This is a genomic window from Lentzea sp. NPDC092896 (genome assembly GCF_044754905.1).
Classification (GTDB): Bacteria; Actinomycetota; Actinomycetes; order Mycobacteriales; family Pseudonocardiaceae; genus Lentzea.
Window position 1 is genome coordinate 183,220 of sequence record NZ_JBIVPX010000014.1, and the last position, 15,196, is coordinate 198,415.

General features: G+C 68.8%; 13 protein-coding genes and 1 riboswitch. Of the genes, 6 read left to right on the forward strand and 7 right to left on the reverse strand.

The features are described from left to right. Nucleotides 1-64: 64 nt before the first annotated feature. The 3 genes from ACIQF0_RS44095 to ACIQF0_RS44105 all read left to right on the forward strand — a co-directional run bounded on the left by ACIQF0_RS44095 (nucleotide 65) and on the right by ACIQF0_RS44105 (nucleotide 4,113). Nucleotides 65-763, forward strand: a complete 699-nt coding sequence (locus tag ACIQF0_RS44095; protein ID WP_401040384.1) for a helix-hairpin-helix domain-containing protein — start codon at nucleotides 65-67, stop codon at nucleotides 761-763. Between the two features lie 610 nt (nucleotides 764-1,373). Further along, on the forward strand, nucleotides 1,374-3,911 hold the full coding sequence (locus ACIQF0_RS44100; RefSeq protein WP_401040386.1) for a DNA internalization-related competence protein ComEC/Rec2: 2,538 nt from the start codon (nucleotides 1,374-1,376) through the stop codon (nucleotides 3,909-3,911). Nucleotides 3,912-3,915: 4 nt separating this feature from the next. Continuing rightward, nucleotides 3,916-4,113, forward strand: coding sequence for a hypothetical protein (locus ACIQF0_RS44105; RefSeq protein WP_401040389.1), 198 nt, complete (start codon nucleotides 3,916-3,918; stop codon nucleotides 4,111-4,113). A gap of 149 nt (nucleotides 4,114-4,262) precedes the next feature. Here the strand turns inward: ACIQF0_RS44105 and thrC are convergent, their stop codons facing one another. Beyond that, nucleotides 4,263-5,528, reverse strand: a complete 1,266-nt coding sequence (thrC, locus tag ACIQF0_RS44110; RefSeq protein WP_401040391.1) for a threonine synthase — start codon at nucleotides 5,526-5,528, stop codon at nucleotides 4,263-4,265. Nucleotides 5,529-5,539: 11 nt separating this feature from the next. Further along, nucleotides 5,540-5,674: riboswitch (SAM riboswitch) on the reverse strand. 78 nt (nucleotides 5,675-5,752) lie between these two features. Between thrC and holA the strand changes: the two genes are divergently transcribed. After that, nucleotides 5,753-6,730, forward strand: a complete 978-nt coding sequence (gene holA / locus ACIQF0_RS44115) for a DNA polymerase III subunit delta (RefSeq protein ID WP_401040394.1) — start codon at nucleotides 5,753-5,755, stop codon at nucleotides 6,728-6,730. 10 nt (nucleotides 6,731-6,740) lie between these two features. Here holA and ACIQF0_RS44120 read toward each other — a convergent pair whose 3' ends face one another. The 6 genes from ACIQF0_RS44120 to ACIQF0_RS44145 form a co-directional block, all read right to left on the reverse strand. Next, nucleotides 6,741-7,550: a hypothetical protein gene (locus ACIQF0_RS44120; protein WP_401040397.1), complete on the reverse strand. Its 810-nt coding sequence runs from the start codon at nucleotides 7,548-7,550 to the stop codon at nucleotides 6,741-6,743. Between the two features lie 98 nt (nucleotides 7,551-7,648). Beyond that, complete coding sequence (gene rpsT / locus ACIQF0_RS44125; RefSeq protein WP_093605645.1) at nucleotides 7,649-7,915, reverse strand: 30S ribosomal protein S20; 267 nt, start codon at nucleotides 7,913-7,915, stop codon at nucleotides 7,649-7,651. 125 nt (nucleotides 7,916-8,040) lie between these two features. Next, a complete protein-coding gene (locus ACIQF0_RS44130; protein WP_401040399.1) occupies nucleotides 8,041-10,305 on the reverse strand; it encodes a glycoside hydrolase family 3 N-terminal domain-containing protein in 2,265 nt (754 codons plus the stop codon). A 115-nt stretch (nucleotides 10,306-10,420) separates the two neighbouring features. Continuing rightward, nucleotides 10,421-11,812: an AAA family ATPase gene (locus ACIQF0_RS44135; protein WP_401040401.1), complete on the reverse strand. Its 1,392-nt coding sequence runs from the start codon at nucleotides 11,810-11,812 to the stop codon at nucleotides 10,421-10,423. Between the two features lie 30 nt (nucleotides 11,813-11,842). Then, complete coding sequence (locus ACIQF0_RS44140) at nucleotides 11,843-12,058, reverse strand: hypothetical protein (RefSeq protein ID WP_319981647.1); 216 nt, start codon at nucleotides 12,056-12,058, stop codon at nucleotides 11,843-11,845. Next, complete coding sequence (locus ACIQF0_RS44145) at nucleotides 12,058-12,990, reverse strand: SPFH domain-containing protein (RefSeq protein WP_401040404.1); 933 nt, start codon at nucleotides 12,988-12,990, stop codon at nucleotides 12,058-12,060. The genes ACIQF0_RS44140 and ACIQF0_RS44145 overlap by 1 nt, the downstream gene beginning before the upstream one ends. Nucleotides 12,991-13,063: 73 nt before the next feature. Here ACIQF0_RS44145 and ACIQF0_RS44150 point away from each other — a divergent pair, with 73 nt between their 5' ends. Next, nucleotides 13,064-13,498, forward strand: coding sequence for an NUDIX hydrolase (locus ACIQF0_RS44150; RefSeq protein WP_401040407.1), 435 nt, complete (start codon nucleotides 13,064-13,066; stop codon nucleotides 13,496-13,498). A 44-nt stretch (nucleotides 13,499-13,542) separates the two neighbouring features. After that, nucleotides 13,543-14,889, forward strand: a complete 1,347-nt coding sequence (locus ACIQF0_RS44155) for a polysaccharide lyase 6 family protein (protein WP_401040409.1) — start codon at nucleotides 13,543-13,545, stop codon at nucleotides 14,887-14,889. Nucleotides 14,890-15,196 lie beyond the last annotated feature (307 nt).

Sequence of the window (15,196 nt, forward strand, 5' to 3'; positions counted from 1 at the left end):
AGTAATCCACAGCCCCGGAGCCAACCCCACCTCCCCGCCCACCCCGCTCCGTAACGTCGCTCGCATGTTCCCCCGCTCCCACCAGGACACCCTCCCGACCGAACGCCTGGCCGCCCTGGCCGACAAGGTGAGAGCCGACCCGACCCTGGTCTACGCACGATCAGCGGACTCGGACGAACACGGCCCGCCTCGCCGCCGCTTCTCCCTGCCGCGCCTCCCACGCCGAGGCCTGCTGGCCTTGGGCGTGGCCGTGGCGTGCGCGGTGATAGGCCTGGGCAGCTGGTGGCAGAGTCCCGCCGCCGAACCGGCCCCGGACCTGGCACTGGTGAGCACTTCGGCCCCGGCGCCCGAACTGGTCGTGAACGTGGTCGGCGAGGTGGCCACCCCAGGCCTGATCACCGCACCGTCCGGCGCGCGCGTGGCCGACGCCATCCGCCTGGCCGGAGGCCTGAAACCGGGCACCGACCTCCACAACCTGAACCTGGCCCGCAAACTCACCGACGGCGAGCAGATAGCGGTGGGGATCCCACCTCCACCCCAGGGCGGCGCGGCCCAGGCCGGTGCGCCCCAGCCGAAGCTGAACCTGAACTCCGCCACGGCGACCGAACTGGACGCCCTGCCCGGCGTGGGCCCGGTGACGGCTCAGCGCATCGTCGACCACCGCACCCGCAAAGGCCCCTTCGCCTCGGTCGACCAGCTTCGCGACGTGGAGGGCATCGGCGAATCGAAGCTGGCCAGGCTGGCCGACCTGGTCCACGCATGACCCTCGCCGCCCAAGCCCTGGCCCTCTACCACCGCACCAGGGCGCAGTACCGCCAGCTGACCGGCCCGCCGTTCCTCGCAGCCGACCACAACCACGCCACCCGCGCACTGGCCGTCGCGTTCCCGGTCCACCGCTCCCCGACCCCGCCTCGCCGCCGATCCCGCCCGCTGAGGACAGCCTTCCGCCACCTGCTGACCGCCGCTTTCCCACCGCCTCCAGCTCCACCGGCTCCGCTTGCACCACCAAGCCCACGCCCGCCGGCTTCCCGCCAGCGTCCTTGCCGCATGTGCGCGGCAACCGTGCTGCGGCCCTGAATCCGCCGCCGCTTCACCGAACCCGGTTGCCGTGACTCCTCACCCGGATCCGCCACCCGATTCCCGCTCATCCCTGGGCGCCCCACTCATCGATCGGAGCCGGCCATGCCCTCGGTCCGCATCACCCGTCACCCCAGCGTCGAGACCGCCTGGCACCACCCCGCGGCCCGACGCCCCCAGATCCAGCCGCAAGCGCTCCCACGCCACTCCCGGCCCCGTCCTCCGAAGCTGCCCCAACCTCGTCAGGGCAGCCCCACCGCTGATCCGAGACCTCCCACAGCGCAGGGGAGGCCCCGATGTCCCTCAAACACCCGCTGACCCACGACTACCGCCTGGTCCCAGCGGCCGCGGCAGTCTGGACCACCGCCGTGGCCGGGCTCTTCGTGAGCTGGCAGGCAGCGGCGATCACCGGCCTGGCCGCAGGAGCCGTAGGCCTGATCGCGTGGCGAAGAGCGTGGTGGACCAGGACCTGCGCGATAGCCCTCCTGATCTCCGGTCCGCTCGCGGCGGCCTGGGTGGGCGGACACGTCCTGCGGGCCGAGTCCCATCCGCTTCGCCTGGCCGCCGGCGAAGGCCGCGGCACCACTCTCACCGTCGAGCTCACCACCAGACCGAAGGGAATCCGGGCCGCGGGCTTCGGCGGAACCCAGGCAGGCGTGGAGAACGTCGTGATCAGAGCGACCGCGAACGGTGCCCAACTCGTGTTGCTGGCCCCGGCGGACAGGTGGCGGGATCTGTTGCCAGGCCAGAAGGTCACGGTCAAAGGCACGCTCGCCCCGCCCCGAGGTGGCGACCTGGCGTCGGCACTGCTGCGGGTGCGAGGCCCACCGGGCGACCCGCAACCGCCGCCGGCCTGGCAGAGCTGGGCCGACGAACTCCGTGACGGCCTGCGGCAAGCCAGCACAGTGCTGGACGCCGAGGAAGCCGGTCTCCTGCCGGCGCTGGTGGTGGGCGACACCGAGCAGATGGTGCCGCGCATCGTGGACGAGTTCCGCACGGCGGGCCTGTCTCACCTGCTCGCCGTGAGCGGGGCGAACCTGGCCATCATCTGCGGTGCGGTCTACCTCCTGACGAGGCGGCTCGGCCCACGTCCGGCGGCGCTGTCAGCTCTGGCGGCGCTGGTCGGGTTCGTCGTCCTGGCAGGGCCGGAACCGAGTGTTCTCCGGGCCGCGGTCATGGGCGCCGTCGCGTTGGTGGGGCTGGTGCTGGGCCGGCAACGGTCCGCGGTGCCGAGCCTCGCGACCGCGGTGCTCGTCCTGGTGCTGCACGATCCGGCGCTGGGTGGTGATCCGGGGTTCGCGTTGTCCGTGGTGGCGACGGCGGCGTTGGTGCTCGTCGCGCCGCGGTGGGCACGGGCGCTCAAACGGCGCGGTGTGCCGAACGGGCTGGCCGAGGCGATCGTCGTGCCGATGGCCGCGAGTCTCGCCACGGCTCCGCTGGTGGCGGGGCTGTCCGGGCAGGTGAGCCTGGTGTCGGTGGTGGCCAACCTGGTCGCCGGGCCGGTGGTCGCGCCGGCGACGGTGCTGGGTGTGCTGGCGGCGGCCGTCGCGCCGCTCTCGCCCTGGGCGGCCGAGGTCATCACCCACGTCGCCGGGCCCGCGGTGACCTGGCTGATCCAGGTCGGACGGCAGGCGGCGTCCGTGCCCGGTGCGGCGGTCGGCTGGCCCGCCGGCTGGGCCGGTGCGATCGCGCTGACCGCCGTCACTGCCGCGGTCGTGTTGTTGCTGCGCTTCAAGAAGACGCGGACGTTGGTCGTCGCGGTGCTCGTCGGCGCGTTCGTGGTGCTGGTGCCCATGAGAGTCGTGGCGCCGGTCTGGCCGCCCGAAGGGTGGAAGGTCGTCAGCTGCGACGTGGGCCAGGGCGATGCGCTGGTCCTGGCCACCGACACGGCGGACACGGCGGTTCTGGTCGACACCGGGCCTGATCCCGGCGCGGTCGACCGGTGTCTGAAGACGTTGGGAATCAAGAAGATTCCGCTGGTGGTGCTGACGCATCTGCACGCGGACCACATCGGCGGTCTCGCCGCCGTGCTCACCGGGCGTGCGGTGGGGGCGGTCGCGGTCGGGCCGCTCAAGGAGCCCGCGTGGGCGTGGAGGGAGGTCAGCCAACGAGCCCGCGCTCAGAGCGTGCGGGTCGTGGAGCCGAAGGCGGGCGAGCGGTTCGCCCTGCCAGGACTGGAGTTGGAGGTGCTGGGTCCGAGGCGGCCGCCGGTCGCCCAGGACGAGAACACAACGGTGAACGACTACTCGCTCGTGCTCAAGGCCCACACAAGAGCAGGCCGGGTGTTGCTCACCGGCGACGTCGAACTGGCCGGCCAGGCGGCGTTGCTGGGGGAGAGGGACCTCAACGCCGAGGTGCTCAAGGTGCCGCACCACGGTTCTCGGTACTCGCTGCCCGCCTTCCTCAAGGCGGTGCGGCCACAGGTGGCGCTGGTGAGCGTCGGCACGGGCAACAGGTACGGGCATCCGAGTCCGCACGTCCTCGACGTGTTGCGGACGGGAGGTGCGTTGGTGTTGCGCACGGACAAGGACGGAGACCTGGCGGTGTTGCCGGGAAACCGAATCGTACGAAGGAGAAGAGATGGTCTGGGTCAGGTTGTTCAACGCGCGCTACCCGATTCCCGGCGGCACGCCAGGACTCGCATGGGCGCTGTGGCAGACGAACTACTCGGCGACGCCGTGGCCACACGACGAGCTCAAGCCCGATTTCGGTTACTACATCTGCGAAACGCTCGAAGACGGCACACGCGCCGTCACATACCGGGCGACAACCACACATGTGTTGCCGCCGACGAAGGCCGCGACTCGGGAGGAGGCGTACGACCTCGTTGCTGAGCACGTGTTCGACGACGGCCTGCGGATCGCGCCGGACGTCTGGCACGACTACCACTACAACGCGCTCAAGGCGGAAGCCCCGTGGCCGCAACGGATCGTGGCGTGGCGCGCGAACGTGGAGCAGGTTGGCCCGCACGTCGTGGACGGCCTGCAACGCTTTCCGCGCACGGGCTGGCTCAGGACGGACGCGATCTCCCTGTGAGCCACCGCGTTCAGTGGACCTGAGCGGACCGCGCCGGGGCCTCTTCGTTCGAGCGCTCGGAAGGTTTCGCAACGCCGAGGCTCACGAATGTCCTCGCAGCACAACGCGGTTCGGGGACGCGGGCGCGTCCCCGAACCGAAGGGAGGTGACTAACGAGGTGAACCCAGTGCCTTGATGACGGCCTCGGCGGACGGCGGGACCGTCGCGCGCGGGCCGATCGTGTCGCCGAGCGCGTCGAGGGTCTTGAGGCCGTCGCCGGTGATCAGCAGCACGGTCTCGGCGTCCGGGTCGAGCTGGCCCGACTCGAACAGCTTCTTCGCCGTCGCGACGGTCACGCCGCCGGCGGTCTCGGCGAAGATGCCCTCGGTGCGGGCGAGCAGCTTGATGCCCTCGACGACCTCTTCGTCGGTGACGTCGTCGATGGCGCCGTTGGTGCGGCGCACGGCGTCGAGCACGTACGGGCCGTCGGCCGGGGCGCCGATCGCCAGCGAGCGGGCGATCGTGTCCGGGCGGACCGGGCGGATGACGTCGTGGCCCGCCTTGAAGGCGGCCGAGATCGGGGAGCAGCCGGTGGCCTGCGCGCCGAACACCTTGTACGGTGTGGCTTCGACCAGGTCGAGCTGGCCGAGTTCGCGGAACGCCTTGTCGACCTTGGTGAGCTGCGAGCCGGACGCGATCGGCACGACGATCTGGTCGGGCAGGCGCCAGCCGAGCTGTTCGGCGACCTCGTAGCCGAGCGTCTTCGAGCCTTCCGCGTAGTACGGGCGGACGTTGACGTTCACGAACGCCCAGTCCTCGTTCTCCGCGGCGAGTTCCTGGGCGAGGCGGTTCACGTCGTCGTAGTTGCCGTCGACGGCGATCAGGTCGCCTTCGTACACCGCGCTCATGAGGATCTTGGCGCGCTCGAGGTTGGAGGGAACGAGAACGACCGACTTCCAGCCCGCACGGGCGGCGGCCGCGGCGACGGCGTTGGCCAGGTTGCCGGTGGACGGGCAGGCCAGCACCTTGAAGCCGAGTTCACGGGCGGCGGCGAGCGCGACGCCGACGACGCGGTCCTTGAACGAGTGGGTGGGGTTGCCGGTGTCGTCCTTCACCCAGATCTTGCGGACGCCCAGGGCCTTGGCGAGGTTGTGCGCCTCGACCAGGCGGGTGCCGCCGGGATCGGTGTTCGGGTGCTGTTCCACAGTGGACGGAACAGGGAGAAGGCCGCGGTAGCGCCAGATCGACCTGGGGCCGGCCTCGATGTCCTCGCGCCGGATCTTCCCGAAGTCGTAGGCCACTTCCAGCGGCCCGAAACACTCGAGACAGGCGTACTCAGGAGCGAGAGGGGTTTCATTTCCGCACTCACGGCACAGCAGTGCCCGGGCGGGGCCGAGGTCGAACTTGGTGCTCGTAGGCACAGAGACAGCAGTCATCGCGAGGTATCTCCTCATCTTTCCCGCGAAATCGAACGGGTCGGAATTGGCACCGTGATCGTCTTCTACGCACAGTTCTGCGCATAGCGGTGACGCCGGTTGCCGGGGCTTCGTCGGGCCGTTCCCTCTGCCCCTCTGGATGAGCGGTGTTCAGTTGTGGCTACCAACCTACGGCACCTGTCCGTTGGTCAGCCACCATCGTCCACGATTCGGGACGTGGGAAGATGCGGAGCGTGAGCGCACCGGAGTCACTGCACCTCGTCATCGGCGAGGAGGAGTTGCTGGTCGAACGTGCTGTTCGGGCGGCTCTCGAGGCTGCCCGCGAGGTCGATTCGACCGCCGACCTGACCCGCGTCCAGGTGACTGATCTCACGGCTCCGGAGCTGGCCGAACTGGTGAGCCCGTCGCTGTTCGCGGAGGGGCGCGTGATCGTCCTGCAGAACGGGCAGGACATCAGCAAGGAGGTCGCCGACACGGTGCTCTCCTACGTCAAGGCGCCCGCGGACGGAGTCACGCTCGTCGTCGTGCACACGGGCGGTGGTCGCAGCAAGGCGGCCAAGGACCTGCCCGGACAGCTGAAGAAGGCCGGTGCCGCGGTCACGGAGTGCGCCAAGGTCACCAAGTCCGGTGAGCGCGAGGCGTTCGTGCGCAACGAGGTGCGGCGGGCGGGCGGCAAGATCGACCCGGAGGCCGTCGCCACGCTCATCGACGCCGTGGGCACGAACCTGCGCGAGCTCGCCGCTGCCTCGTCACAGCTCGTCTCCGACACCGATGGCAAGGTGACGGTCGAGGAGATCCGCCGCTACCACCAGGGCAAGGCCGAGGTGACGGGGTTCGCCGTCGCGGAGAAGGCCGTCGTCGGTGACCGGGCGGGTGCCATGGAGGCGTTGCGCTGGGCCATGCAGCTCGGCGTGCCGCACGTGCTGGTCGCGGACGCGCTGGCGGACGCGGTGCGCACGGTCGCGCGGGTGTCCGCCGTGGGGCGCGCCGACCCGTTCAGCCTGGCCGGGCCGCTCGGCATGCCGCCGTGGAAGATCAAGAAGGCGCAGGCCCAGTCGCGCGGCTGGGACCAGGCCGGGCTCGCCGACGCGATGCAGGTGGTCGCGGGGCTCAACGCCGACGTGAAGGGTGTGGCGGCCGACGCCGACTACGCGCTGGAACGTGCCGTGCTCCGGATCGTGGCCGCGCACAGCCGCCGCTGATCCCAAGAGATCACCGCGGGCGTGGGATCCCGATCAGGTACTGGGCTCCGGTGAAGCCGGGTTCGACGCCGATCGTCCACGCGAACGACTCGGTGCCGTCCAGACCGTCGACCATCCGTCGCAGTTCCGCGCGCCCGTACATGCGCAGGAACGACACGACGCTGTCCCAGAACATCATGAACGGCAGCACCGGCACGACGTAGGTCAGTGCCAGCCGCAGCAGGTAGCGCGGCAGGGGATTGCGCTGGAACGGCGCCGCCAGCAGCACGGCCAGCGTGAGGAAGAACGGGAAGACCAGCACGTAGAGCCACGACCGCCTGGTGTCCACGACGACCATCGGCTGCCGGGTGTCGACGGCGTTCTGCAGCATGCGCGTGGCCAGTGCGGGCGGGAAGTGGTGGAAGGCGCCGTAGATGGTCCGCGTCCCTTCCAACCGGCAGTCCGTGGCGTCGACCGGCCACGGCACGTGGTCCACCGAGCAGCACGGGTCGGGCAGCCGTCGCCGGTTCGCCGCGGCGACGCGTTCGAAAGGGGGCACGTTCGGCACCAGGTCCGTCAGCGTGACCTGGGTGTGCACGCCCGCGGCGTGCAGCCGCCGCTGGATCAGCGGCACCGGCCCGCCCGAACCGGCGCAGAGGTCGACGATCCGGTGGTCCGCGCCCGACCGCAGGGCCAGCGCCAACGGGCGTGCGTACTCACGCGCGGCGTCCGTCAGCCGGTAGATGGTCGTGATGGACTCGGTGTGCAGCGTGCGCAACACGGCCGGCGTGCCGTCGAGGTCGTGCAGCTCGACGAAGTCGATGCGCGGAAGCGATTCCATGGATCTACGCCTACCGTGCGCGAGCCCGCATGCGAAAGGGCTCCACCTCCCGGAGGAGATGGAGCCCTTTGCAGAAGCTCGAAGCTCTACGAGCGAGATCAGCCCTCGAGGGAGTTCGCGCGCAGTGCCATCGCCGACTTCTTGTTGGCGGCCTGGTTGGCGTGGATGACGCCCTTGCTGGCGGCCTTGTCGAGCTTGCGGGACGCGTCCTGCAGCAGCTCCAGGGCCTTCGCCTTGTCACCGGCCTCGGCAGCCTCGCGGAACTTGCGGACAGCCGTCTTCAGGGACGACTTGACCGACTTGTTGCGAAGGCGAGCCTTCTCGTTGGTCTTGATCCGCTTGAGCTGGGACTTGATGTTCGCCATGCGACATCACCCTTCTTGTCGAAACCGGAGTTCGTGACGCGCTATGTCGGCACCGGCCACAAGGGCCAGGTCTCCTCCACGGCGGAGAGCCGCGCGTTCACGACGACGAAGGATATCAGGCCAGCTCAGCGCACCGTGAAGGTGGCCTTCTCGGCACCCACCACGGCCTCGTAGCCGCCGCGGGCGACCTCACGCCGTCCGTCACCGTCCACGTCACCGACGGTCAGGGCCAGCTGCGAGAGCTTGAACGACACCTCGACCTGCTTCGACTGGCCGGCCGCGAGTTCCACCCGCGTGAAGCCCACCAGCCGGGCGTCCGGCGTCAGCACGGGGGAGGCCGGCTGCCGCACGTAGACCGGCACCACGGCGGTGCCCGCGCGCCCACCGGTGTTCGCCACCGTGAACTTCACCACGCCGTTCTGCCGATCAACGGACACCGAGGTCCCCGAGGTCGTGAACGACGTGTAGGACAGCCCGTGCCCGAACGCGTAGAGCGGGTCGTACTTCGCGCCCGCCGAGGTGTTCGCGCCCGGCAGCTGGTCGTAGGTCAGCGTCGGGTCGCCCAGCGCCTTGGGCCACGACACCGGCAGCTTGCCGCTCGGGTTCACCGCGCCGAACAGCACGTCGGCGATCGCCCGGCCACCCTCGCTGCCCGGCAACCAGCCCGCGACCAGCGCGTTCGCGTCCGCCGCCGCACCGAGCACCTGCGGCCGCGCGGTCAGCAGCACCACGACCACCGGCTTGCCGGTCGCCTGCACCGCGTCCACCCACGCCTGCTGCTCAGGCGTCAGCACCGGGTTCTCCGTGTCGGCGGGACCCTCCGCACCGGGCTTTTCACCCAGGACGACGACGACCGCGTCCGCGCCGTCAGCCTCAGCCACCGCCGCGGCCTGAGTCGGAGCGTGCACGACAGACGCACCGGGAACGGCCTCGCGCACACCGGTCAGCACGGTCGCGGCCGGCGGCAACGGCGAGTCGTCCGGCACTCCCTGCCACTCGACGGTCCAGCCACCGAGCTGGCGACGCACGTCGTCCGCGGTCTCACCGGTCACGACGATCTTCTTGGCAGCGGAGGACAACGGCAGCACGCCGTCGTTCTTCAGCAGCACGGTGCCCTCGGCGGCGGCCTGGCGAGCCAGCGAGCGATCCACGTTCACCACGTTGCCGTCGGCCTTCGCCGGGTCCACGTACGGCTTCTCGAACAGCCCCAGGTCGAACTTGAGCTTCAGCACCCGCCGCACGGCCTGGTCGATCCGCCCGCGCGACACGGAACCGTCGCGCACGTTCGCCAGCAGCAACGACGTGAACTCGGCCGCGTTCGACGGTTCCATCGCCATGTCCACACCGGCGTTGACGCTCATCGCGATCGCGGTCTTGTAGTCGGGCGCGACCTTGTGCCGGTCCACCAGGTACTTCATGTCCTGCCAGTCCGAGACCGCGACGCCCTTGAAGCCCATCTTGTCGCGCAGCTGCGTCTGCAGCATGTACTTCGAGGCGTGCACCGGCACGCCGTTGATCGAGCCGGAGTTGATCATCACGGTCTTCACGCCCGCGTCGAACTGCGCCTGGAACGACGGCAGCACGAGATCCTGCAGCTGCCGGATCGGGATCTGCGCCGCGGCGCGGTCGTGCCCGTTCGCCGGCGCCGAGTACCCGGCGAAGTGCTTCGCCGTGGCGGTCAGCTGCGCGGTGTCGTCCACCTTGGTCTGCTGCCCGCGCACGTTCGCCGCCGCCAGCTGCCCGGACAGGAACGGGTCCTCGCCGTAGGTCTCGTAGAAACGGCCCCAGCGCGTGTCCCGCGCGATGTCGGAAACCGGTGCGAAGTTCCAGAAGACACCGGTGGCGCGCAACGCCTTCGACGCCGACACACCGATCTTCTCCTGCAACCCGGGATCCCACGTCGCGCCGAGCCCGATCTGGTGCGGGAACATCGTCGCGGAGATGACGTTGTTGTGCCCGTGCACGCCGTCCGCGCCGTAGATGATCGGGATCTTCAACCTGTTGTTCTCCAACGCATAGCGCTGGATCGCGTTGTTCATCTCGGCCCACGCCTTGGGCGTGTTGTCGAGCGGCGCGTCACCGCCGCCGGACAGGATCGAGCCGACGTGCGCGTCCGCGAGCACCGCCTTCAGGCAGGAGTCGACCAACGGCCCGTTGACGTTGTTGCAGTCACCACGCAGCTTCCCGACGCGGATCTGGGCCATCTGCCCGATCTTCTCCTCGACCGTCATTCTGCGCAGCAGGTCCTCGACCCGCCGCTCCGTTGACGCCCGACTGTCCAAATAGATCTCTTTACCCGCCGCCAGACCACCCGCCGGTGTCAGCGACGCGATCACAACAGCAACGCCCAGCACGCCGAGACCAGCGCGCTTGCGGGAGAACAAAGACAAGACTCCTCCACGTTCCCGGTGCGCCCGTCGCACACGATCGCGTGGAGGAGTCAGACAAAACACCCCCGAACGGCTGAACTCAATGACAGCGTTTTCATGCTGGTGAAACGCCTGTTCAGCCGCCCAGGAGAGTGCGCGTCAGCGACTCTTTTTCCGCGGTCAGGCCGGCCAGCGCGGCCGAGATCGTGGCCTCGTCGAGCCGCACGCGCCCGACGCCGGGCTGCTCGTCCAACGCGATCAGCGTCGCCCGCCGCACGAGTTCCTTCACGAACGACGCCGTCACGCCCTCGCTCGCCGCCACGACCGCCGAGGCGTCCGGGAGATCGAGATCGGTGCCGGAGGCGTAGAGCCGCAACAGCCGTTCGCGGGCGCCCGCGTCGGGCAACGGCACGTGCGTCGCGAGGTCGATCCGGCCGGGCCGCTGGGTGAGGGCCTGCTCCAACACGTCCACCCGGTTCGTGGTGAGCACGAACGTCACGTCCGCCTCGGAACCGATGCCGTCCATCTCGTTCAGCAGCTCGAACAACGCCGGGCTACCCGACTCGGTGTGCCGCCGGTCCTCGGCGATCAGGTCGACGTCCTCGACGACGATCACGGACGGCGCGAGCTTCCGCGCCATCGACGTCGCGACCTTCAGGAGCTTCAACATCGCGATGCCGCTGAGCACGATCACCGTCGAGGACTCCAGCCGTCCCGTCAGGTACCGGATCGTGTGGGTCTTGCCGGTGCCGGGCGGTCCGTGGAGCAGCAGTCCGCGTTTCAGGTGTTGCCCGTGTGCCGTCAGCCGTGCGCTTTGTTCGGCCGTGCGCACGACGTGGCGCTCGATCGCGTCCAGCACGCCCTCTGGCAGAACAACGTCCTCGGGTCGCAAGGACGGTCGAGGCAGGAAGGTGAGGAGCTGATTGCGCCGGTGCTCGCTCAGTCCGAACGCCATCACCTTGCCCTGGAACAGGTTGTGCCGCGCGATCTGCCGTTCGACCGCCTCACGCGTGGCCGTCGCGATCTCTCTCGACCCTGCCAGCACCTGCAACGAACACTGGGAGTCGCAGTCCTCTCCCGGACCCTGCAACGCGAGGACCACCGGTTCGCCGTCCGGTGACCGCGAGAGGACCAGTCCGAGCTGTACCGCCTCGACCGCGGTGTCGGGACCGGTGGCCACCGTCGCGTAGTCGACGGGCCCGAGCCCGAAGCTGCCGTCGTGAACCGCCCCGCTCAACATGTCCACGAGGTACTGGAACGCGCGCTTCCCCGCTATGCCGAACCACTCCGCCTCGGGAGAGTGCTCGGCGAGGTACGTCTCGATCCCGCGGTGGACGTTGACGTGCTCCCAGGCCATGAACTTGGCCGTCACGGTGGGAACCTGTGCCATCGGAATGCCCATGTGCCCGGAGACCTTCCGGACCAGCGTCGACTCCGCGCCGTCGGAGACCAGTTTCCTGGCCTCCTCCAACAACCCCTGCAGAGCCGACGCAAGCGATCGTGCGTCAGATGTGTGGAGATCCGTCATCGATTTCCACCGTACGCACGGACCGTCCGGTCAGTCCTCGGCGTTCTGCTCTGGATTCTTCGGTGGCCTGCCCCGACGCGGCATTTTCTTTGCCCCATCGGGCAGCCGGCCCGCCTCCGCCAGCGCACGCCGCAGCAGGAACTCGATCTGCGCGTTGGTGCTGCGCAGCTCGTCGTTCGCCCACCTGCTCAACGCGTCGTGCACCGCCGGATCAAGCCTGAGCAGAACGCTTTTACGCTCGGCCATCAGGTGTAGAGCGAACCGGTGTTCACCACGGGCTGGGTGGAACGGTCACCGCACAGGACGACGAGCAGGTTCGACACCATCGCCGCCTTGCGCTCCTCGTCGAGTTCCACGACGTCGTGGGCGGCGAGCCGGTCCAACGCGAGCTCGACCATGCCGACGGCGCCCTCGACGATCCGGGTCCGTGCCGCGACGACCGCGCTCGCCTGCTGCCGCTGCAACATGGCGTGGGCGATCTCCGGCGCGTACGCGAGGTGGGTGAGCCGCGACTCGATCACCTTCACACCGGCGGACTGCACGCGTGCCGAGATCTCGATCGCGAGCGTCTCAGTGATCTCGTCCGCGTTCTCGCGCAGCGAGAGACCGGTCTCCTCGTGGTTGTCGTACGGGTAGCTGTTCGCGATGTGCCGCACGGCGGTCTCGGTCTGGATGCCGACGAACCGCACGAAGTCGTCGACCTCGAACCGTGCGCGCGCAGTGTCCTCGACCTGCCACACGACCACAGCCGCGATCTCGATCGGGTTGCCGTCCGCGTCGTTGACCTTCAGCGTCTGCGTCTCGTGGTTGCGGATCCGCGTCGAGATCCTCTCCCGCGTGGTGAGCGGGTTCGCCCACCGCAGGCCGTCCGTGCGCACCGTGCCCACGTAACGCCCGAGGAACTGCAGCACCCGCGCCTCGCCGGGTGCGACTGTGAACAGTCCCTTCCAGATCACCGCGGCGGCCAGGAACGCCAGCACTCCGGTGAGCAGCAGCCCGGCCGCCGGGTCGCCGTCGGCAGCGTCGGTCGCCTTGATCCCCTCGATGATCGTCCACACGCCCACAGCGAGCACCGCCAACCCAGCGAAGAACATCGGGAGACCGGGCAGTTCCCGCGCTTGCTTCTCGCGGACGACAGGCGCCGGCATCTGGACCGTCGTTTCGATGGATGCACTCATCCAGGACCCCTAGCGAAGTAGTATCTAAGTGATATCACTTTTCTGAGCGTGATCGCAAGTTACGCTGCGTCGCATGAGGGCGAAGAAGCAGCGCGTGGCCGCGTACGGGGTGTGCATCAACGAGGACGACGAGATCCTGCTCGCGCGCTGGATTGGCCCAAAGGGCAAACGTTGGATCCTGCCCGGAGGCGGCATCGACCACGGCGAGCACCCGTACGACGGGGTCATCCGGGAGTTCGAGGAGGAGACCGGCCACACCGTCGAGGTGCTCCGCCTGCTCGGCATCGACTCCGAGTTCCGCGAGGAGCCGGACCGCGACTACCACGCGCTTCGCATCATGTACGAGGTGCGGATCGTGGGCGGCGAACTGCGCAACGAGGTGGGCGGCTCGACCGACCTCGCGCAGTGGTTCCCCGTGGCAGAGGTCGGACAACTGGACCGCGTGCCGTCCCTCGATACGGCCCTTGGTTTGTATCGGACTGCCCCACCTGCCGGAATCTTGCGGTAGATTCCCTTGTACCGCCGCCAACTTGCCTCCAATGGAGTTGGCGAATGATCCGATCACTGGCCGCACTCGGCGCGGCCGCCCTGCTGTCGTCCTTCGTTGCCGTGCCGGCCCACGCGGCCGTCGTCAGCGTCTCGAGCGTGTCCTCCCTGCAGGCCGCCCTCGACACCGCGCGAGCCGGTCAGCGCATCGTGCTGGCCAGGGGCCTGCACGCCGCCGAGCAGCCCATCAAGATCACCAAGTCGGGCATCACCGTCGCCGCGCAGACCGTCGGCGGCACGGTGTTCACCCGCGGCGGCTTCGAACTCGGGGCCGTTCGAGACGTGACAATCGAGGGCTTCGTCTTCAGCGGAACCAGCACGCTCTCGGTCCCCGCGGAAGCGCAGGCCACGCGCATCACCCGCAACACGTACTCGGGGAACAAGGACGGCGCTTCGCTCAGCGTGAGCGCCGACGACGTCCAGATCGACCACAACACGTTCCAGAACCGGACCAACGAGGGCGTCTACCTGCAGATCACCGGCCCCGGCAGCGAGATCGCCAAGAGGTCGTGGATTCACCACAACTACTTCTACAACCACCAGTTCACCGGCGCGAACGGCGGCGAGTCGATCCGGCTCGGCTACAGCCACAAGCAGTCGAAGTCGGCGAACGCGATCGTCGAGCACAACCTGTTCGAGAAGGCGGACGGCGACGCCGAGGCCATCTCGATCAAGTCGTCGGACAACATCGTCCGCTACAACACGATCCGCAACAGCAAGGGCTACATCGTCCTGCGGCACGGCAACCGCACCACGGTCGAGGGCAACCTGCTGTTCAACAGCGGCATCCGCTTCCACGGAAACGACCACAAGGTCATCAACAACTACGTGGAGAGCAGCACGGGCCGCGCGATCGTGTTCGGCTCCGGCAAGGAGGCCGACAGCGGCCCCGACTCGAAGCTGCACGACCGGCCGGACCGCGTGACGGTCGCGTTCAACACGCTGATCGGCACCGGGGCGGTGGTCGAGAGCGACGGCGGTGACTTCAAGCCGAAGGACTGCGTGCTCGCGAACAACGTCATTCGCGGTTCCTCCGGTGGAGTCGTCTCCATGCACTCCGGTTCGACCGTGAAGTACGAGGGCAACGTCATCTGGGGCGGGAGCGGCGGCAGCATGCCGTCGTCCGGCTACAAGTCCGTGGACCCGAAGCTGGTGAAGGACGCCAACGGACTGTTCCGGCTGTCCTCCGGTAGCCCGGCCATCGACGCGTCGGCGGGCACCTACTCCTATGTGACACGTGACTTCGATCCGCAGGCGCGCGCAGGCAAGCCCGATGTCGGGGCGGATGAGTACAACTCGTCGGCGGTGCGGAAGCCGCTGACGAAGGCCGATGTCGGGGTCTCCGCGCCCTGACGAACGCATTTGTCCTGGTAGCCGCCCGTGTGGCGGTTACCAGGACCCCCCGATTTGGAGATCGAAACAGGCCCGTGTAATGTTCTCCATGTCAGAGCGAAGCGGGCCGGGAAATACAGACCGGAACGGGCCTGGCCAAAAAACCGGAAGAGAAAGAGCCTCCGAGAGGCCGATTTGACACCGGGAAGCAAGACCAAATAAGCTTCAAACACAGCCCCGAGAGAAAGCCTCCGGAAACGGAGACTGGAACCGGTGAGCGCGTGTTCTTTGAGAACTCAACAGCGTGCCGAAACACAGCCAGTAATAT